Origin of the sequence: Desulfohalobium retbaense DSM 5692 (assembly GCF_000024325.1) — a bacterium.
GTDB classification, from domain to species: domain Bacteria; phylum Desulfobacterota; class Desulfovibrionia; order Desulfovibrionales; family Desulfohalobiaceae; genus Desulfohalobium; species Desulfohalobium retbaense.
In genome coordinates this window covers 1,682,672-1,702,265 of record NC_013223.1, presented here as the reverse complement: position 1 = coordinate 1,702,265, position 19,594 = coordinate 1,682,672, and the positions used below count along the sequence as shown (strand labels likewise).

Annotated in this window: 19 protein-coding genes; 10 read left to right on the top strand and 9 right to left on the bottom strand. The window is 60.2% G+C overall.

Annotation, left to right across the window (positions count from 1 at the left end):
* Positions 1–71: 71 nt before the first annotated feature.
* Together DRET_RS07360 and DRET_RS07355 are read right to left on the bottom strand one after the other, a co-directional pair.
* Complete coding sequence (locus DRET_RS07360; protein WP_015751906.1) at positions 72–914, bottom strand: glycine betaine ABC transporter substrate-binding protein; 843 nt, start codon at positions 912–914, stop codon at positions 72–74.
* A 270-nt stretch (positions 915–1,184) separates the two neighbouring features.
* Positions 1,185–2,603, bottom strand: a complete 1,419-nt coding sequence (locus DRET_RS07355) for an aminotransferase-like domain-containing protein (RefSeq protein ID WP_015751905.1) — start codon at positions 2,601–2,603, stop codon at positions 1,185–1,187.
* 391 nt (positions 2,604–2,994) lie between these two features.
* Here DRET_RS07355 and DRET_RS07350 point away from each other — a divergent pair, with 391 nt between their 5' ends.
* Both DRET_RS07350 and DRET_RS07345 read left to right on the top strand, forming a co-directional pair.
* On the top strand, positions 2,995–3,738 hold the full coding sequence (locus DRET_RS07350; protein WP_015751904.1) for an AzlC family ABC transporter permease: 744 nt from the start codon (positions 2,995–2,997) through the stop codon (positions 3,736–3,738).
* The gene (locus DRET_RS07345) at positions 3,714–4,037 is read left to right on the top strand and encodes an AzlD domain-containing protein (RefSeq protein ID WP_015751903.1); all 324 of its coding nucleotides are present in this window, start codon (positions 3,714–3,716) and stop codon (positions 4,035–4,037) included. The genes DRET_RS07350 and DRET_RS07345 overlap by 25 nt, the downstream gene beginning before the upstream one ends.
* A 608-nt stretch (positions 4,038–4,645) precedes the next feature.
* Here the strand turns inward: DRET_RS07345 and DRET_RS07340 are convergent.
* From DRET_RS07340 to DRET_RS13380, 6 genes are all read right to left on the bottom strand, one after another.
* Positions 4,646–5,299: a dimethylsulfonioproprionate lyase family protein gene (locus DRET_RS07340; protein ID WP_208595891.1), complete on the bottom strand. Its 654-nt coding sequence runs from the start codon at positions 5,297–5,299 to the stop codon at positions 4,646–4,648.
* A gap of 26 nt (positions 5,300–5,325) precedes the next feature.
* On the bottom strand, positions 5,326–6,342 hold the full coding sequence (gene tilS, locus DRET_RS07335; RefSeq protein ID WP_015751901.1) for a tRNA lysidine(34) synthetase TilS: 1,017 nt from the start codon (positions 6,340–6,342) through the stop codon (positions 5,326–5,328).
* A 6-nt stretch (positions 6,343–6,348) separates the two neighbouring features.
* Positions 6,349–6,684, bottom strand: coding sequence for a hypothetical protein (locus DRET_RS07330; protein WP_015751900.1), 336 nt, complete (start codon positions 6,682–6,684; stop codon positions 6,349–6,351).
* Positions 6,684–8,015, bottom strand: a complete 1,332-nt coding sequence (gene hemA / locus DRET_RS07325; RefSeq protein WP_015751899.1) for a glutamyl-tRNA reductase — start codon at positions 8,013–8,015, stop codon at positions 6,684–6,686. Before hemA ends, DRET_RS07330 begins: the two co-directional genes overlap by 1 nt.
* A gap of 101 nt (positions 8,016–8,116) precedes the next feature.
* A complete protein-coding gene (locus DRET_RS07320) occupies positions 8,117–8,944 on the bottom strand; it encodes a cytochrome C assembly family protein (RefSeq protein WP_015751898.1) in 828 nt (275 codons plus the stop codon).
* Complete coding sequence (locus tag DRET_RS13380; RefSeq protein WP_015751897.1) at positions 8,922–9,602, bottom strand: precorrin-2 dehydrogenase/sirohydrochlorin ferrochelatase family protein; 681 nt, start codon at positions 9,600–9,602, stop codon at positions 8,922–8,924. Before DRET_RS13380 ends, DRET_RS07320 begins: the two co-directional genes overlap by 23 nt.
* Positions 9,603–9,904: 302 nt before the next feature.
* Here DRET_RS13380 and DRET_RS07310 point away from each other — a divergent pair, with 302 nt between their 5' ends.
* The 8 genes from DRET_RS07310 to wrbA all read left to right on the top strand — a co-directional run bounded on the left by DRET_RS07310 (position 9,905) and on the right by wrbA (position 18,216).
* Positions 9,905–11,059: a geranylgeranyl reductase family protein gene (locus tag DRET_RS07310; protein ID WP_015751896.1), complete on the top strand. Its 1,155-nt coding sequence runs from the start codon at positions 9,905–9,907 to the stop codon at positions 11,057–11,059.
* Positions 11,060–11,161: 102 nt separating this feature from the next.
* On the top strand, positions 11,162–11,803 hold the full coding sequence (locus DRET_RS07305; RefSeq protein ID WP_015751895.1) for a phosphatidylserine decarboxylase family protein: 642 nt from the start codon (positions 11,162–11,164) through the stop codon (positions 11,801–11,803).
* A 78-nt stretch (positions 11,804–11,881) separates the two neighbouring features.
* Positions 11,882–12,649: a CDP-diacylglycerol--serine O-phosphatidyltransferase gene (pssA, locus tag DRET_RS07300; RefSeq protein ID WP_015751894.1), complete on the top strand. Its 768-nt coding sequence runs from the start codon at positions 11,882–11,884 to the stop codon at positions 12,647–12,649.
* 216 nt (positions 12,650–12,865) lie between these two features.
* A complete protein-coding gene (locus DRET_RS07295) occupies positions 12,866–14,401 on the top strand; it encodes a 2-isopropylmalate synthase (RefSeq protein WP_015751893.1) in 1,536 nt (511 codons plus the stop codon).
* A complete protein-coding gene (gene leuC, locus DRET_RS07290; protein WP_015751892.1) occupies positions 14,386–15,645 on the top strand; it encodes a 3-isopropylmalate dehydratase large subunit in 1,260 nt (419 codons plus the stop codon). Before DRET_RS07295 ends, leuC begins: the two co-directional genes overlap by 16 nt.
* 171 nt (positions 15,646–15,816) lie before the next feature.
* A complete protein-coding gene (locus DRET_RS07285) occupies positions 15,817–16,320 on the top strand; it encodes a 3-isopropylmalate dehydratase small subunit (protein WP_015751891.1) in 504 nt (167 codons plus the stop codon).
* 270 nt (positions 16,321–16,590) lie between these two features.
* Positions 16,591–17,337, top strand: a complete 747-nt coding sequence (locus DRET_RS07280) for a TlyA family RNA methyltransferase (protein ID WP_015751890.1) — start codon at positions 16,591–16,593, stop codon at positions 17,335–17,337.
* A gap of 276 nt (positions 17,338–17,613) precedes the next feature.
* Positions 17,614–18,216 carry an NAD(P)H:quinone oxidoreductase gene (wrbA, locus tag DRET_RS07275; RefSeq protein WP_015751889.1) on the top strand — a complete coding sequence of 201 codons (603 nt, stop codon included), beginning with the start codon at positions 17,614–17,616 and terminating at the stop codon, positions 18,214–18,216.
* Between the two features lie 148 nt (positions 18,217–18,364).
* Here wrbA and DRET_RS07270 read toward each other — a convergent pair whose 3' ends face one another.
* Entirely contained in the window at positions 18,365–19,465 is a 1,101-nt protein-coding gene (locus DRET_RS07270; RefSeq protein WP_015751887.1) for a class I SAM-dependent methyltransferase, read from the bottom strand.
* Positions 19,466–19,594: the final 129 nt, after the last annotated feature.

The following is a 19,594-nucleotide window of genomic DNA, read 5'->3' as shown; positions in this document are numbered from 1 at the left end:
AAGGCGGGTCTTTTGTCTGGCTGCGAGGGCCGTCCCAGGCTGGAATAGGTATTGTCAGTCAGGTGTCCGCGTTAGGCGCCCTGCTTCCAGGCTTTGACCTTTTCCGGATTCTCTTCCACCCAGCGTTCGGCCGCTTCTTCCGGAGTGGAATCCTCAATCCAGAGCATGACCTGCTGGCATTCGTCCAGGGTCCATTCAAAGTTTTTGAGGAAGTTGTAGACTTTGGGCATATCGTTTTTCAGTTCCGGACGCACCACGGTGGCGATGTATTCGGCTTGACCAAAAGTGCCCTTGGGATCCTTGAGATATTTCAGATCCCAGCGGCTGAACATCCAGTGCGGGGTCCAGGCGGTGACCACAACCGGCTCTTTTTCCTCATAGCGGTTCTTGAGCACGGCGGTCATGGTCGCGCCGCTACCGGCAACGAGTTCCATGTTGTCCATGTTGTATTGGTCCAGGGCTTTTTCTGCCTTGCCCATGATGCCGGCGCCAGGGTCGATGCCGATGATTTCTTCCCGGAATTTCTCGGCATTGGCGTTGAGTTCGGCGATGCTGTCGATCTCGACGTATTCCGGAACGGCCAGTCCGATTTTGGCGCCATTGAGGTTTTTGTTGATGACTTCGACCTCGTCCTTGAGTTTTTCATGGTATTCGCCTTGAGTGACAGGCAGCCAGCCGCCGGTGAATCCGTCGACGTCGCCGGTGGCGGTGGCCTGCCACATGGCGGCGGCACTCACTGGTGTGATCTCGACATCATAGCCCATATCTTCCAGAACGGTTTGGACCACGTTGGTGCTGGCCACGGTTTCCGCCCATTCCACGTAGGCGAGTTCTACTTCAGGCTGGGCCTGGGCTACGGCCGGACAAACGAGAAAAAGAGCGACGAGAACACCGATGAGATTACGCAAGCGCATGCTTTGCCTCCTGGATTATGGTTGCAACTTCGGGCGATGGACGGGATCGATCCCGACGCTATCTGCGCCGGGTCTTCAGAAACGGAAACCGCTGGCTGGTCGGTTCCCGTTTCTGACCCGGCTCACCCAAACCTAAGAAGGATTCCGTGAACCGGACCACGTATCGGTCCGGAAGAAATCCAGAGGCATGCCTACCGTCTGTTCCCGCTTTTTGGCTAATGAATTCTCGTGATAGGCGGTATCACGATCTGTTATCCATCCAGGAACCGTTTATTGGGCGGCCCGGGCGAGGTCACCAAGGCGCTGCAACCCGTGCTCGATGGTTGCGTCCCAGACGCCGCCGCAACTCAAGCGGATGAAATGGCTGAAATTGTCCTGGGTGGAAAAGATCGGACCCGGAGCGATACTGATCCCGTTTGCGACTGCCCGGGCAAAAAAATCGACGGCATCGATGTCTCCAGGCAATTCCACCCAGAGGACACTGCCGCCGCGGGGGTGGGTCATGCGCGTGCCGGCAGGGAAATACCGCCCCACAGCCCATTGCACGGATTGCATCTGGCGCGACAAAGCCTGGCGCAAACGGCGCAGATGACGGTCGAAATGGCCGGAACGCAGATAGTCGGCGACCGCCATCTGCGTTGGGGTTGCTGAGGAGATGTTTGAGGTGGCCTTGATCTCGTAGGCCTTGGCCAAGAAACGACCGGGCATGAGCCAGCCGACTCGGTAGCCTGGCGAAAGGGTTTTGGAAAAGGACCCGCAGGAAAGCACCAGGCCTTCTGCGTCCGCCGCCTTGTAGCAATGCGGCCGCCTGGAGCCGAAGAACAGGTCGCCAGCGACGTCGTCTTCGATCAGCGGCACTCGCCGTCGGGCCAGAATGTCGACAATCTCCCGCTGGGCCGCCTCCGGGGTCTGTCCGCCGTCGGGGTTGTTGTAGTTGGGCGCCAGGATGCAGGCGGTGATGTCGAAACGGTCTACAGCCCGGCGCAGATCGGCCGGATTGACGCCGTGTTCGGGATGGGAGGGGATCTCAACGGTCCGCAAGCCGCAGTTTTCCAATAACTGGAGAAAACAGAAGTAGGTCGGGGATTGGATGAGGACATTGTCGCCAGGAGTGGTCAAGCTCCTGATGGCAATGGACAGGGCCTCCATGGCACCGGTGGTGACGAGAATCTCGTCGGGATGGACCGCGATCCCGGCTTCCATGGCGTGCAGACAAATCTGTTTGCGCAGTCCGGCGTTGCCCTCCACTTGTTCGTAGGCGACCGCGCTATGGGGATGGTCGCGACAGACACGGCCCAGGCAGCGGTGCAGCGCGGCGGTGGGCAGCAACCGTTCATCGGGACAGATGATACTCAAGGGGATGAGATCCTTGTTGCCGACTCCCTTGAGGACCTCCCGTATCAGCTGATTGCGGGTGGCGGGGCGTGAGGCCAGATCCGGGCGGGGTGGCGCTGGAGGCGGGGGCAATTCCTGGACGTGGTCAAGGACAAAATACCCGGAGCGGGGACGGGATTCGATGATCTGTTTGCGTTCGAGTTCCTCGTAGGCCCTCGTGACCGTGGCGATACTGCTTCGGGTCTGGCGTTTGAGTTCGCGAAGCGAAGGGAGCCGGTCACCGGGCCCGATGGTCCGCGTGGCGATGAGTTCGAGGATGTGCTCTTCAATATCTTGATATTTGGGCTTGTTCATCTGTACCGTATCTGATTTGTCGAAATTGTATCTGTCTCAGGTGCAGTTCGCGTGCTACCTATATCCCCGCAGTCGAAACGGTACTGGTGGGGGCTGAAATCGCGCCCGCGGTGTGGAAAAAGGGCGTGGACGCCCTTGGGTGTGCCCCAAAGAAGTTGCCTATGGGGTCCTGGAGACGCCAGGGAGGGGCCAGGTCATAGGCGAGAGCTCGAGGCACCGGAGCACGGATAACAGGGTGGTACTCCATCCGTGAGCGTGGTTCAACCATGGTGCAGGCGCCGGAGTAAAGCGGTGCCAGACCGAATTCTCTGCCGGCTGGGAGCTGAGGATTTTGGCGTACCCGGCTGGGGTCCCGTTGGTCGTTTTTTCCTCAATCTGATAAGGATCTGTCATGTTTTCAGACTCTATGGCCCAGGCCGGGGGGAGTACCGAACACGCCTCGTCCCGGTTGAGCGCCTTGCGGCGCGCCTTCCAGCGCACCCTGCCGATCGTCCTCGGCTATCTTCCGGTCGGTTTCGCTTATGGGGTCCTGGCCCAGAAAACCGGCCTGAGCACCTTGAATTCGGTGGCCATGTCGGTCCTGGTCTTTGCCGGATCGGCCCAATTGATTGCTGTGGGGCTTTTTGCCGGCGGGGCGGGCGCGGCCTCGGTCATTGTGACCACATTCATCGTCAATTTGCGCCATTTGCTCATGTCCGCGGCCCTGGCGCCGTACGTCAGGGCCTGGACCAAGAAAGAGCAGGCCGTCTTTGCCTTCCAGCTCACGGACGAGACCTTTGCCCTGCACGCCAGCCGATTCCCGCAACAACCACCGGTGAAGAGCGAAGCATTCGGGGTCAATGTGATCGCGCAAAGCGCCTGGATCGGCGGCAGCGTCTTGGGGGTTCTAGCCAGTGGATTGATCGCTGACGTGAAGCCCATCGGTCTGGATTATGCCCTGCCGGCCATGTTTATCGCCCTTTTGGTGGCCCAGGTCGATTCCTGGGCCAAACTTCTGGCCGGAGTGACGGCCGGAGCGGTTTCAGTCGGGTTGGTACTGGCTGGAGTAGAGCAGATGAATGTCATAGTGGCCACGGTGGTGGCAGCAAGCATTGGATTGGGAGTGGAGTCATGGATCAGCACGCGGTCTTCCTGATTATTCTGGGCATGATGGCGGTGACCTATCTGCCCCGGGCCCTGCCGATGACGGTGTTGTCCTCGTTCAGTCTGCCCGATTGGGTGGTTCGCTGGCTCGGATGCGTCCCCGCGGCGGTCCTGGCCGCCTTGTTGTTCCCGTCGCTTTTGCTCCGCGATGGCGCTGTCAGCCTGGGGCTGGAGAATATTTTTTTGTGGGCCGCTGTGCCCACGTTTGTGGTCGCCAAATGGCGGGGGAGCTTTGTCGGGGCTATTGTGACCGGGATGGGCGTGGTAGCCCTGGCCCGGCTGGCAGTCTGAGGGCAGCTGGGTCTCGCTGGTTCCGGGTGTGGAGCACACACTTGAGCCGAGTAGAGACACCGTTTCAAACAGGGCTTGTCTTGACGGTCTGCGGCTCTGGGATTTTGAACCCGGCCCGCAAAAACTCGCTCGCGGGCAGCGTACCACTCCTGCCTGCCGCGGATGGCCTTTTCTCCGCGCGAAGGCGCGGCAATACGCAATGAACGTTTTTCGCTGTACTCGCCGAGTATCTGCACTTGAGTTGGCAGGAGTGAACGCTGCCTCGTTCGCTCAGACAGTTTTCGGGCCGGGTTCAAAACCCCCAGAGCCGCGATTGCGAACAAAACCCTTGGAATTCAGTGGGTGGGGGAGCCCGCAAAAACTCGCTCGCGGGCAGCGTACCACTTCTGTCTGCCGCGGATGGCCTTTTCTCCGCGCGAAGGCGCGGCAATACGCAATGGGCGTTTTCGCTGTACTCGCCGAGTATCTGCACTTGAGCTGGCAGGAGTGAACGCTGCCTCGTTCGCTCAGACAGTTTTCGGGCCGGGTTCAAAACCCCCAGAGCCGCGATTGCGAACAAAACCCTTGGAATTCAGTGGATGGGGGGAGCCGCCAGGGACGGCAAAGCCTTACAGCGCTTGCGGGGTCCTGGGGCTAAAGCACATGCCTGGATCATCAAGATCCCGGCTGTAGCCGGTCCAGGCAAAGGCGAGCAGGCAGGGCTCGTAGCTGTCGACCGTGATCCGGTGGCGCCGGCCTGGCGGGTTCAAAATCAGCGACTTGGGGCCGAAGACCCCGACATCGTTTTCAGAAAAGGCCCCGCTGAGGCCGATATAGGATTCGGTGATCGTCTGGTGGGCGTGGGTGGGGTAGGTGGTGCCTGGCGCGAGCAGGACCAGCCCGAGAATCAGACGCTCGGAGACCACTGGCCCGCGCGGCCCCACACATTCGGCATAGGCGTATTTTCGGGCCAGATGGGCGGGCAAGCGCTGGTAGCCGTATTCCCAATGCAAATGGGGCCGCAAGGAATGCAGCGTGGTGACCACCCCGCGATCGGCAGCCGGAGCCTGGTCCAGGGCGCGTTGCAAGTAGGCGCAGACCGGCTTTTCGGCGGGTTCGCGGTGCACTACCGGCGTTTTCGGGTGCATGGTCTGGCTGATGCGTTCGCGAACGTCGCGTTTGTGGCGCCGGATGGGCTTGCTGCCGCCGGCGGACAGGGTGCGGTAGAGCAGGTAGTATTCGCGCAGCAAGTAATACCAGTTGACGGCGTCGGACAGCTCCATTGTGCATCCCTCCAGAATACGGGGCCTCAGTCCCCTTTCCATCCAAAGATAATCCCCTCCGGGCTCACTCTGGCCTGCTTGTCCCCGGGAAATTGCACTCTTTTCCCTGATTTTTTCTCTGTATACAAGGCGTCGAGAGCACCCAGGTTGGCGGACAGGGCCTGTCCGGGGCCCATGCGGTCCAGGATCTCCTTGTACCAGCGCAATCTGAGGGCCGCAGGAAGGGATTCCAATTCCTGTCGTGGGGCAAGCAAGCCTTGTTTCACCACGCGCTCCGCCTGTCTGGCCGCGGTCAGCATCGTGTCAAATGCGGCGGTGTCGGCTTGGGCTTGGCGCCAGGTCTGGGCAATGGTCTCCAGAAAATTCGGATTCTCTTTGATCAGCAGGGGCAGAATCTGGTGGCGAATCCTGTTGCGCTGGTAGGCGGGATCGCGATTGGAACTGTCTTCTTCCCAGCAGAGCCCGGCTGCCTGGACCAGCGCATGGAGGCGGTGTTTGGGCGTGAGCAGAAACGGGCGCAGGAGGCGGCGGCCGGGGTCCCAGGCCGCCATGCCCGCCAGGGCCGGCCAGCCGGTGCCGCGGATAAAGCGCATCAGACTGTCTTCAGCAAGGTCGTTGGCGTGGTGGGCGGTGAGCAGGTAATCGCAACCGCGGCGGTGGGCGATGCCCTCAAGATACCGGTAGCGCAGAAGGCGCCCGGCTTCTTCGATCCCGAGTTGGCAACGTTGGGCGTAGCGCCGGGTCTCGCTGCGACCGGAAAAACATGGGATAGCGAGCTGGTCGCAAAGGGCGTGGACACGCTGGCGCTCCTGCGAGGATTCGGGGCGCAGGCCGTGGTCGAGGTGGGCACAGAAGAGTCTGGCCCCCCATTTGTCGCGCATGGCAGCGGCCCAAGCCAGCAGGGCCACGGAATCGACCCCTCCGGAGACGGCCAGCATCACGTGGGTCCCAGCTAAGGAGATTGTGAGCTCCTCCCGGACGAACCGGTCGACTTCAAGACAGAAATGGGCCTGCCTGGGGGGGAGAGTTTGGAGGCGCAGCATGGCTCCTCAGACCGGGATATCCAGCTCCTTGAGCATGGTGTCGACGGTTTCCACGGCGTAGGCGCGCTGTTCGGGTTCGGCGTAGGCAATGCACGAGCAACGCAGGCGACTGCGGGCTCGGACGAGCAGTTCCAGATTGATCCATTCCGGACCGCATTCCAGGGTCATGACGTAGGGCCCGCAGCTTTCGAAATGGTCGGCCTGCTCTTCAGTGAGCAGGTCGTGGGGCACTTCCAACCAGTAGATGTCCTCCAGGCTGCCCTGGAAGCCGTTGTTCTTGAGGTGCTTGGCAAACCGCTTCAGCGCTTCGGGATCGAGTTCGTCAATATAGTAGTTGCGCATCAGTCGTTTCCTTGTTTGTGCCGAAAGGCGTGGCTTTCCGAGGGCACAGATTCGTTATCCAGGTTGAACAGCCGCCGGGTCAAGGAAATGAATTCCTGGGCCGACTCTTCTTCCCGCGCCCGGCGCTTGAGAAACGTGACCGGCTGGTGGAGCAATTTTTTGGACAGGGAATGGGCCATGGTTTCCAGAGCGTGTTCCACTTCGGGCGTGGCCTGGTCTCCGAGATTTTTCAAAGTCCGCCGGATTTCTTTCTGGGCCAGGGATTCGGCCTGATCGAACAGGTCGACGATGGTCGGGTTGAGTTCCAGGGAGCGCAACCAGAGCTGGAACTTGTCCACCTCCTCCTCGATGATCTCCCGGGCGCGTTCGGCTTCGTCCTGGCGCTGGGCGATGTTTTCCTCGACGACTTCCTTGAGATCGTCGATGTCGTAGAGGTAGACGTTGTCCAATTGGTTGACGTCCGGATCAATATCCCGGGGCACGGCGATATCGATGAAGAACATCGGCCGGTTTTTGCGCTTTTTGAGGATGGTTTTGACCTCGCGGGCCTGAACCACGGTTCGTGTCGCGCCGGTGGAACTGATGATGATGTCCACCTCTGGCAGATGGTCGAACATGTCCTCAAAACAGACCGCCCTGGCCTGGGTGCCGAATTGCTGGGCGAGTTCCTGTCCGCGGCTCAAGGTCCGGTTGGCAACCAGAATTTCATCCACACCGGTGGCCAGCAGATGTGTGGCCGCCAGTTCGGCCATTTCACCGGCGCCCACGAGCATGGCCTTGCGTCCCTGGAGATCGCCGAAAATATGCCGGGCGAGTTCTACGGCCGCGTAACTGATGGAGACCGCGGCGTTGGCGATGCGGGTCTCGGTGCGAACCCGTTTGGCCACGGAAAAGGCCTTATGCATGAGCCGGTTGACCACGGTGCGGGTCAGCCCGCAGTCCACCGCGGTTTTATAGGCGTCCTTGAGCTGGCCCAGAATCTGGGGTTCACCGACAACAAGCGAGTCCAGGCTCGAAGCGACAGTGAACATGTGGCGGATGGCGTCCAGGCCACGGTAGGAATAGATGTAGGGGCGGAGACGTTCGGGATCGCGCTGACAATAGCCGGCCCAGCATTGCAGGGCCTTTTCTTCTCCGGAACCGTCGGCGGAGCCGACAAAGAGGAGTTCGACCCGGTTGCAGGTGGACAGGAGCAACCCCTCACGGATGTCCTCCTTGCGGTCCACCAGACCGAGTTGGTCCGGGGAGGCATTTGTCAGGGCGAATTGTTCCCGGATTTCCACCGGTGCTGTCTTATGGTTGAGGCCGAGAAGGTATATTGTTTTATCCATACAACATTCGCTGTGGTGGTCTTTTTCTGGCACAAGAGAGGTCGGCATGACGCGGGCGGGTGTCCCTGCAGCAGACCCACAACACGGCCGAGTTCCCCAGATTATGGTTGCAGACTGTGGTGGGTGGGCAACAGAAAATTGACCCCCCACAGGGACAGAATCGTGAGCACGAAGATCCAGATGGCCAGTTTCGCCGGTTTCCGCCCGGTCCAGTTCATGGCCAGGCGCTGGTGGAACAGATAAGCGAAAAGAAACCAGATCAGCAAGGAAACGATTTCTTTGGGATCCCAGGAAAAGATCCGGCCCCAGGTAAAGCGGGCCCAGGCAAACCCGGAAAACAGGCCCAGGGTATACAGGGGAAACCCGAGCATGACCGCCCAGCGATTGGCCTGATCCACGCTGGTCAGCGCGGGCATGTCCTTGTTCAAAGAGCTCAATTTGGCCTTGGTTTTGATCTTTTTATCCACGTACAGATAGACGATGCCGGCCCCGAACGCCATGGCCAGCAAGGCGATGCTCAGGAAAAAGGTCCCGACGTGCAGGCCGAACCACAACGAACTCAATTTTGCGGGTACGGCCAGTCGTTCAGTGGTGACGGCCATGGATGAGGTAAAAAGGATCAGGGCCAGTGGGGCGGCGGTGAGGGCCAGAAATTCCAATCTCAGCTTGCGCCAGAGCAGGAAATAGATGGCCAGAAAGGTCCAGGCCAGAAGGCTGATATAAAATTGGCCCTGGACGATCGCCGGCGCTCCCGGGCGGAAAAAGACCAGACCGAGGTCAAGGGTGTGCAGACCGAAGCCGGCCACGGCCAGGGTCTGGGCCAGCTGTTTGAGCCGGTTCCGTTGCCGGATAACCCCGGTGAAATAGAGGATGGTGGCCAGCAGATAGAGGGCTATAATGCAGAGCTCAAAGGTCCTTATAAAAGGCATACAAGTCTCCTACGTGCTGGTGGAGTGCTTGGGGTAGACGTGCTTTGAGGGAATTTTCGCATTTTGTCCAGTCTCTGTCGCGCAGGGCGTCCAGGAGCTCCTCGTCCACCAGGGAGCGGAAAATGTCCCGGTTTTCCGGCTGGGACAGTTTCAAGCCCAGAACCAAGGGCCGGAGGTAGCCAAGCAGGCGACACAAGACGGCGTATTCCCGGCCGAAGGAGGCTTCCAGCTTCTGCCGGGCATGCCGGGCGAGAGCCGGACTGGCGCCTCCAGTGGAGACGGCCAGGACGAGATCCTCCTGACAATGGACCGCCGGGAGGATGAAGGTGCCGTCTTCGGGCTTGTCTGCTACGTTGCAGGGGATATTGCGTTCCCGGCAGCGGTTGACAAGGGCTCCGTTTGCTTCCCGGTTGCCGCTGGCGGCAAAAGCCAGGACCACGCCGTCGAGATCAGCATCGCTGAGGTCGCGTGAGTACCAGCTCAACCCCGGCGTTGCGGCCAGTTCCGGGTCTTCGTCAGGGGCACTGAAGGGATCGACCAGGATGACATGCGCCCCGGCTGAAAGCAATGTGCGGGCCTTGCGGCGCCCGACCCCGCCGGCGCCGAGGACGAGGCACCGTGCGTTCGCGATATCGAAAAAGACAGGGTAATAGCGCATGAGCGGTTTTTACCCGAAAGCGCACGGCTCGTAAAATCAAAATCATCTCTTGCAACCCCCTCTCGGTCTTGCCATTCCTGGATGCCTCGGCTAGCACAGGCGGCAAGGAAGACCGCTTACGGGTAATAGCGGATGGTGAGGGGCATACGCCCGGTGGCATTGCCTGTCGCGCTCTTCCTTCCTCCAAGGTGAGATGGAACAGCAGAAAACAGTGGTGGAACACGGATTTTTTCCCTGTCAGTCGGCATGCCCGGTTTCAGGTGGGGTGCGCTGGAGAGGGTGTAAGGGCGAAGGAAACAGCGATGCACCGTTTTGACGCGATAGTGGTTGGGGGTGGTCCGAGCGGGTGTGCGGCCGCCAAAGGGATAGCTGACGCAGGCGGGGAAGTGCTGCTTCTGGATAAGGCGGCCTTTCCGCGTCCGAAGTTGTGTGCCGGGGTGATCACCGCCAAAACAGTGGCGGTTGTAGAGCGCGTTTTCGGGCTCGACACGGCGAGTCTGCATGCCTGCGGAGCATTGAAGGCAGCGACGCCGCGATATAGGGTCGTTACCCGGCAGCGGGTCCTTTTGGAGGACAGCGCGCCGGACCCGTTTCGCCTTGTGGAACGTCGTTCTTTTGATCATCTGCTTTTGCAGCGCGCAGCGGCAGCGGGGGCGCGGTGTGTGACCGAGACTCCGGTTACGGGAATTGATCCCCGGCGGGGTGAGGTCAAAACAGCCGCCGGAGAGACGTTCCAGGCCAGGGTCGTTATCGGCGCTGACGGCGTGCATAGCCGGGTGCGGCGTCACCTCACCCCCCGGGTCCAGGCCCGGCGCTATTGGCGGCAACGGCTGGCCCATTGCGTGGAGATTGTCGCTCCCCTGCAGGATTTGACCCATTCCCACACCAGCCTCGGGCTGCACCTGGGGTACGTCCGTCACGGCTATGCCTGGAATTTTCCACGCGGCGAGGATATTATTCTCGGCATGTGCGCCTTGCCCTGCCGCGGGGAACGGCTGGATCACGCCTTTCAGGAATTTCTCGGTGATATCGGCTATGTGGGGGCGGCCCCGTTCAAAGGACACCCGCTGCCGTACGGCAATTTTTTGGACACCCCTGTTCAGGATCGGGTCCTCTTGACTGGAGACGCGGCCGGCCTGGCCGACCCGCTGCTCGGCGAGGGATTGTATTTTGCCCTGCGCAGCGGCGAACTCGCCGCACAGGCCGCTTTGTCCCCCGAACACGGTTTTTTTGCCTATGACAAGGCCCTGCATTCGGAGATTTACAGCGATTTCTGCTGGGCGCAACGGTTGCGCCGCACCGCTTTATTTCTGCTCCCGGTGGCTTCGGGACGCCTTGTGGCCGGACTGGCGCAGTGGGCCAGGCGCCCTTTGGAAGAAATGGTTCACGGCTACCGGCGGTATTCCGGACGCCGGGTTGGCGCCCAGGGGTTCGGGGTGGCCGAGTCCAAACCGTGATTGAGACAACGAGCCTGTCCCACCTGCCTTTTCAAGGGCCAGGGACAAATGCGGTAAGGGGCCTGGACCCAGAAGCCTCTCCACAGTCGAAAGGAAAACACTATGCAGAAGCCATCGTGCGGAGTGAGCCTGGAGGGCTTGCCATTTCTCGGTTTTACGGCGCTGACGACGCTGGTACTGGCCATCTTGGGCTGGTGGCACGTCAGTCTTGTCGCGCTTATTGCCACGTTTTTCATCCTCCATTTTTTTCGCGATCCGGAGCGGGTGGTCCCGGACGACCCGGGCGTGGCCGTTTCACCGGCCGATGGGAAAATCATTGCTGTGGATTTCCATCCCGATCCGATCACCGGCCAACGGCGACAACGGATCTGCGTGTTCATGAATGTGTTCAATGTGCACGTGAACCGCATGCCAGTAGCCGGCACGATTCAGAAGATCGTCTATTATCCCGGCAAGTTTTTCAACGCCTCCCTGGACAAAGCCTCCGCAGACAATGAGCGCAACGTGGTCCAGATCCGCGACGCAGAAGGCCTGGACTGGACCTGTGTGCAGATCGCCGGCCTTGTGGCCCGGCGGATTATCTGCTGGGCGGAAACAGGCGACGGCCTCGCCCGGGGGCAGCGGATGGGGTTGATCAAGTTCGGCTCCAGGGTTGACCTTTACCTGCCCGAGGGATATGAAAGTTCTCTTAGAACGGGAGACATCGTCCATGCGGGCCAATCCGTTCTCGCCCGCAAAACCTGATGCACAGACCATCGTAATGGAGAGCGCCGCGCCCGCGCCAACGGCTCACACCGAGCGTATCCCGGGCGCATCTGACATATGCCGGAACACATTGGACCTCGCCACAAAGGGTACTATCTGTTACCCAATCTGCTGACCACAGCCAGCCTGTTTTCAGGTTTTCTGGGCTTGTTGTGGGCGGTGCAGGGGGACTACATCTCCTGTGCCCTGGCGGTCCTGGCGAGCTGTTTCTTTGACGGCATGGACGGCAAAGTGGCCCGGCTGACCCGCTCGAGTTCGGATTTCGGCGTCCAATTGGATTCCTTGGTCGATATGGTCTCCTTTGGAGTCACACCGGCCGTGCTGGTCTATCTGTGGCAAACCCATGTCTTCGGCCGTATCGGGCTCATGGCCTGTTTTTTGTACATGGCCTGCGGCAGTCTGCGTCTGGCCCGTTTCAATATCCAGAGCAGCCGGGTCCCCAAAAAATTCTTTATCGGCCTGCCTATTCCCGCAGGGGCATGCACCATTGCCACCCTGGTCCTGTTTGTCATGTACCTTCCTGAAACGTGGCAGACTTCCGCCCTGCCGGTGGTAACTCTGATTTTGATGTACCTCCTGTCGTTTCTGATGATCAGCAAGGTACGCTACGCGTCGTTCAAGGAAACGGCCCTGGTGCGTTCCCACCCCTTTACATCGTCCGTGGCGGCGATCATGGTTTTCGTTCTCGTGGCCTCGGAACCCCGGTTTCTGGGTTTTCTCTTTTTTCTGGCCTACCTGATCTCGGGCCCCGTCTACACGTATTTGTACCGTCCGCTACGTTCCGCTTCCTTGCTAGGGAGTTCCTCGCGACAGGAACTCTCATAATATTCATTTATCCTCATATCTGCCGACCTTGAGGGCATCTCTTCCCCCACCATATGCTGTGCAGGTAAAGTCGGGTCGCCAATACTGCCCGTCTTGACCACGCTTGGACAGAATACGTGTATGCAATAAACCGCCTGACCGGACCGTGTGTCTCTGCTGCCGAAAGTCCACTCGAAGCGAGGGGACAGGAACCGGACAGGCACAGGAGCATAACAAATGGCTGAAAAATTGATCATTTTTGACACCACACTGCGAGACGGAGAGCAATCCCCTGGCGCGACCATGAACCACCACGAAAAGGTGCGTCTGGCCAGGCAATTGGACAAGCTCGGCGTTGACGTTATCGAGGCGGGATTCCCCGCGTCCAGCCAGGGCGATTTCGAGGCGGTCCAGGCCATCAGTCGCGCGGTGACCAACTGTCAGGTGGCCGGGCTCTGCCGCTCGGTCCTCTCTGATATCGACCGCGCCTGGGAGGCGCTTCAGGACGCGCCCAAGGCCCGGATCCACACTTTTATCGCCACCTCCGACATCCATATGGAACATAAGCTCGGCAAAAGCCGCAGCGAGGTGTTGGACATGGCCCGTAAGGCGGTCAGCCACGCGGCCTCGTATACATCCAACGTCGAGTTCTCCGCCGAGGACGCCTCCCGCTCCGACTGGGATTTTCTGGTCCAGGTGGTTCAGGTGGCTGTGGATGCCGGCGCAACGACAGTGAACATCCCGGATACGGTCGGGTATTCCCAGCCTCAGGAGTTCGCGCGTTTGGTCCGGTATCTGCAGGACAATGTGCCGGCTTTAGGCAATGAGGTCGTGTTGAGTGTGCACTGCCACAATGATCTGGGCCTGGCGGTGGCCAATACCCTGGCAGCGGTCGAGGCCGGAGCACGGCAGGCCGAAGTGACCCTGAGCGGCATCGGTGAGCGCGCCGGCAACGCCTCGGTTGAGGAAGTGGTCATGAACCTCAATGTGCGCAAGGACTACTTCCAGATCGAGACCGGCGTGCACACGGAACAGCTCTTTCCCTCCTGCCGGCTGCTCTCGCTGATCATCGGGCAGCCCATCCCGCCCTACAAACCGGTTGTCGGCCCCAATGCCTTTGCTCACGAATCGGGGATCCACCAGCACGGCATGCTCAAAAATCGCCAGACGTATGAGATCATGACCCCGGAATCTGTGGGCCGCGCCGGCACGGACATGGTACTGGGCAAGCACTCGGGCAAGGCCGCCATCAAGGCCCGGCTGGAGGAACTCGGCTACAGCCTGACGGACGAGCAGCTGGTGACCGTGGTTGAGGCCATCAAACGGCTGGCGGACAAGAAAAAACGGCTCTATGTCGAGGATCTGGAGGCCGTGGTCCTGGAAGAGATCTACCGCCTGCCGGATAAATTCAAACTCAACTACCTGAATACCGTCTCCGGGAATATGGCCCTGCCCACGGCGGCATTGGAATTGACCATCGACGGTGAGGAGCACCGGCTCGCGGATTTCGGAGTCGGTCCCATCGACGCTGTTTTCAACACCATCGCGAAATTGACCAAGCGCTCACCCAAACTGGTGCGCTATTCGGTCAACGCCATCACCGGCGGAACAGACGCTCAGGGCGAAGTGACGGTCCGGCTTGAAGAACATGGCCGCAGCGCGGTCGGCCGCGGCTCGGATCCGGATGTGATCATGGCCAGTGCCCGGGCCTATCTCAACGCCTTGAACCGCTTGGCGAAAAAGGAGGAAGAAAAGATATGCGCCACACTGTAGCGGAGAAGATTTTACAGCAACACACACAGGATACGGTCAGCGAGCCCGGACAGATCGTTCGCTGCGAGATTTCCCTGGCCCTGGCGAACGATATCACCGCGCCCCTGTCCATCCGGTCTCTGGAGAAAATGGGCGCGACCCGGGTCTTCGACAAAGACCGGGTCGCCCTGGTCTGTGACCATTTTACGCCCAACAAGGATATCGATTCCGCCGAGCAGGTCCGCATCGTTCGCGAATTTGCGCGCAAGATGGGCATTACCCATTATTACGAAGGCGGTGAGGTCGGGGTGGAACACGCCCTGTTGCCGGAACTCGGCCTGGTCGGTCCCGGGGATATCGTTGTTGGTGCGGACAGTCATACGTGCACCTACGGCGGTCTCGGTGCCTTTGCCACCGGCCTCGGCAGTACCGACGTCGCCGGGGCAATGGCCCTGGGAGAAACCTGGTTCAAGGTCCCGCCCACCATCCGGGTCGATGTCAACGGCGACCTGGGGCGCTTTGTCGGCGGCAAGGATATCATTTTGCATTTGATTGGCACCATTGGAGTGGACGGAGCGTTGTACAAGGCCCTGGAATTCGGCGGCGGCACTGTCAGGGATCTCGATCTCGAGGCCCGGTTGACCATCGCTAATATGGCCATTGAGGCCGGCGGCAAGGTCGGCCTGTTCCCGGCGGATCAGACAACGCTGGATTACCTCCAAGCCCACGGGCGCAGCGGCGATACCTTTCTGGAAGCCGACGAGGGGGCAGGATATGAGCGCCGGGTGGCCATTGACGCTGCCTCCCTGCAACCCCAGGTCGCCTGCCCCCATTTGCCGGAAAATGTCCATCCCGTGCGCGATGTAGGGGATATTCCCCTGGACCAGGTGGTCATCGGTTCCTGCACGAACGGCCGGATCAGCGATTTGCGCGAGGCCGCGGAACTGCTCAAGGGCAAAAAGGTGGCCAAGGGGCTGCGTCTGATCATTCTTCCAGCTACCCCGGGCATTTATCGCCAAGCTCTGGAGGAGGGACTGATGACCACGTTCATGGAAGCCGGGGCCATTGTCGGCCCGCCCACCTGCGGTCCCTGCCTTGGTGGGCACATGGGGATTTTGGCCCAGGGCGAGCGGGCTCTGGCGACAACGAACCGCAATTTCCGAGGACGGATGGGCAGTCTGGAAAGCGAAGTCTACCTGAGCGGGCCGTCGGTGGCGGCAGCCAGTGCGGTGACTGGACGGATCAGCCATCCCGAAGATCTCTAGCAGCGCGTTGCCAATCTCCCAATGGCAATGCAATGCTGAAAGGATGCCTTGGGAGTATTGAACGGGCTGGACTGCAACGAACATTTCCCAGCAGTCAGCCTCCAGGCTCATAGACAACGCGTCGAAAACCTGATGCCGTTTGAGCGGCGGCATCGCGCAGGAGTTTTCCAAATGCATTATACAGGTAAGGTTCATAAGGTTGGAGCCCATATCGATACCGATGCCATTATTCCGGCCCGCTATCTGGTGACCGCCGATCCCGAAGAATTGGGGGTCCATTGCATGGCCGGGTTGGAAGAGAACTGGATTGATCGGGTCAACAAGGGCGATATCATCGTTGGCGGTCCGAACTTCGGTTGTGGGTCATCTCGGGAGCACGCCCCTCTGGCCATACTTGGCGCGGGGATTCCAGTGGTGGTCGCACACAGTTTCGCCCGTATTTTCTATCGTAACGGGTTCAATATGGGACTGCCGCTTTTGGAGGTCGGTGACGCCGTGGAACGGATCAGCGACGGCGACACCCTGACCGTGGACGTCCAGCAAGGGACGGTGACCAATGCAACAACAGGCGACGTCATCACCTGTCCTCCTGTGCCGGAGTTCATGCAGGAACTGCTGGCCAAGGGGGGGCTTATCCCCTACGTTCGAGACCGGTTGCAGAGCGCCGGGGCATAAGCGGTTCCCGGCCGTTTCCACCGGCCTGCAAGGCCTGGGCGAACAACTTCGACCGCACGGTATCCAAGCGCCAGCCAACCAGAAGGGTTGGCTGGCGCTTCACAATTGGACGCTGCGACGGCTTGCAGCGGGTAGCCCGTGGCCCTTTTCTTGCTCAGGCCTGGGGGAACAGACTGGATATTGAAACTTTCAGAGATGCTACTGGCTCTTGCTGCATGGATTCGGTAGACACCGGCTCCAGCGCACAGGGAGACAATCCGGACGGGAGATATGGCCAAGACAGAACGAGCCGACCAGCTTCTGGTCGAGCAGGGATACGCTGAAGACAAGGACCGGGCCGCCCGGTTGATCATGGCCGGCAGTGTCAGCTGGCAAAAGCGGGAAGGGGTCTGGCTGCGGGTGGAAAAGGCCGGAGAGCGTCTGCCGCGAGCTGCCAGGCTGCATTGCGCCGGACAAGACCGTTTTGTGAGTCGCGGTGGATATAAATTGCTCACCGCCTTGGAAAATTTTGAGGTTGACCCTTCCGGGAAGGTGGCTCTGGACATCGGCGCTTCCACCGGCGGCTTCACCGATTGTCTGCTCCAGCACGGGGCCCGGCGGGTCTATGCCGTGGATGTGGGCTATGGTCAGTTGCATTGGCGGCTGCGACGGGACCCGCGAGTGGTCAACCTGGAACGGATCAATTTCCGGCTGGCTCCTGCGGATTTGCTTCCTGAGCTGGTCGACCTCGTCGTAGCGGATTGTTCGTTTATTTCCCTGCGCTCCATTATTCCTCCGGCGCTGCCGTTTTTGCAGGTTGGCGGCAGTATCATCGCCCTGGTCAAACCCCAGTTCGAATCAGAGGCCGCGAAACGCGGCGACGGGGTCATTCGTGACGCCGATCAGCAACAGCGTATCGTTCAGGAGGTCAGCAGTTCGCTGTGTCAATCGCACGGTCTGCGCCAGCTCGGTGTGGTGCCGGCAGCAGTGACCGGTCCGAAGGGCAATCAGGAATTTCTGCTCTGGCTGGAGTGCTGAGAGCCCTTTCCAGGCCGTGGAGGCAGCACTCGGAAGCGGCTTGGCTTTTTCCGAATACGCCGGTTCTTGGACACCAACGAGAGACCAGCAACCGTGAATTGGTATCGCCTCCCTGGAAAAAGCCGGGAGTTGCCTTTAGGGGGGAGACGCGGGTACATGTGCTTGAGGGCAAGCGCCGTTTTTGTGCTGGACTGAGTGCTGTGTGGGCATCAGCAGCAGGAAAACAGGATTCAGCGCTTTGTGGATGATCTGAGGGCTGACGACAAGGAGGGCGAGATGACCAGGATCTTGATTCTGTATTACAGCATGTACGGTCATGTGGAGACCATGTCCCGGGCGGTGGCCGAAGGAGCCGGCCTTGTGGACGGATGTGAGGTGGTGACCAAGCGCGTTCCGGAACTTATTCCCGAGGACACGTTGCGCCAATACGGGGCTAAAATGGACCAGGAAGCGCCGGTTGCCACTGTTTCGGAATTGCCGGAATACGAGGCGATCATTTTCGGAACCCCGACCCGTTTCGGCAATATGTGCGCCCAGATGCGAAATTTTCTCGACCAGACCGGCAAGCTCTGGCTCAGCGGCGATCTGGTCGGCAAAGTCGGCAGCGTGTTCACCTCGACAGCCACGCAGCACGGCGGGCAGGAAACGACCATCACTTCATTTCACTCCACCTTGCTCCACCATGGCATGATTCTCGTCGGTGTCCCCTATTCCTGCCAGGAACTGCTCAATATGCAGGAGATCACCGGCGGGACCCCGTATGGGGCCAGTACCCTTGCCGATGCGGACGGCAGCCGGCAACCCACACAAAACGAATTGCGCATTGCCCGCTTCCAGGGAGAGCACGTGGCGAGCATCGCTGCCAAATTGTCTGCCTGACGGCTGTGGCTGGGGAGAAACCGTTTCGGCGAGGTCGATAATGGTGGGTCCCCTTGCCGCCGTTCCCAAAACCCCCTTCTTTGCCTTGGTGGAGGAGGGGGTGTTTTTGAGTATGTCTGGTGCGACCCCAAAGATCTGAGCAGATGGATCACGAGGGGCTGCGGCATTCAAAATGGTGGTTGAACGGATCCTCAGGGATCTCTCGAACGGTGACCTGGGTGAACCCGGCTGTTTCAAGCATGCGCAGCGCTGTTTGCCGGCCCCACATCATGCCCAGCCCGGCTCCATTGCCGACCAGGCCGACTGGCATGCAGTGCATGAGACTGACCGTGTACAAAAACGGCCCCATCGGATGGACCTGATTTCCGGCCAGATCGCTTTCAGCGGCGATGTCCACCAGAGAAAAGACCCCGTTTGGGGCGAGCATGTGCCGCACGCCGCGCAGGGCGTGATCCGGATGGGGCTGGTCGTGGATGGCATCAAAAGCGGTCACGTAGTCAAAACAGTCCTGCCAGTCGGCGGCGTCCTCCAGAACGGCGGCGTCGCGGCAGACAAACCGGACATTGGTGAGCCCCCGAGCCGCAGCTGTATTTCGAGCCAGGTCTACGGTTGCGCTATCGATGTCCAGACCGACAAATGTGCTACGGGGAAAGGCTTCGGCCATGAGGAGAACCGCGGTTCCCCGGCCGCAGCCCACATCACAGACCCGGATGCCATAGTGCAGTCTGTCCTGGATAGCGCCCTGGGCGACCGAGGGGAGGAAGGTGGTGAGCAGAGTCTGTTCGTGTTTGGCGTCGGCGAGTTGGGCCATGAAGGCCTGGAAATCGGGGTATCGCTCGTATCCGACCCCTTCGCCGGTGGCGAAGGCCGCGGCAACGGCATCATAGGCGGACTGGGCCAGCAGGGGGAGTTCCTGTGTGTAGACCCCCATGTTGGATGAGGAATCCCGGGTCAGGAAAGCGGCGTGTTCCGGGGGCAGGAAAAACAGGTCCTCGCCATTCGTGTCGTGGCTGAGTTCCACGATCCGGCCGCAGGTCATTACACCGAGCCATTCACGGATATAGCGCGGGTCCAGAGCGGCGGCTTCAGCTATTTGGGAAACACTGGCCGGGGCCGCCAAGCGGCACAGGACGTCGAAGAGCCCGAGACGGTATCCGACCCCCATGGCCAGATTGAGGGCCCCGTGGTTCAGGATTTCCGACATGGTATGGGCGAATTCGCGGCGTTTGGCCTCGGATGGCGTGGACATGCATGCTCCCTGGGCTCAAATGATGAGATCTCTGGATATGCCAGTCTTCCCTCTAGCAGGCCGTTGACAATCTCCCAATGGCAGACATCTGCAATACGCTCAACCTCGTACGTACGGATACGTACGCTG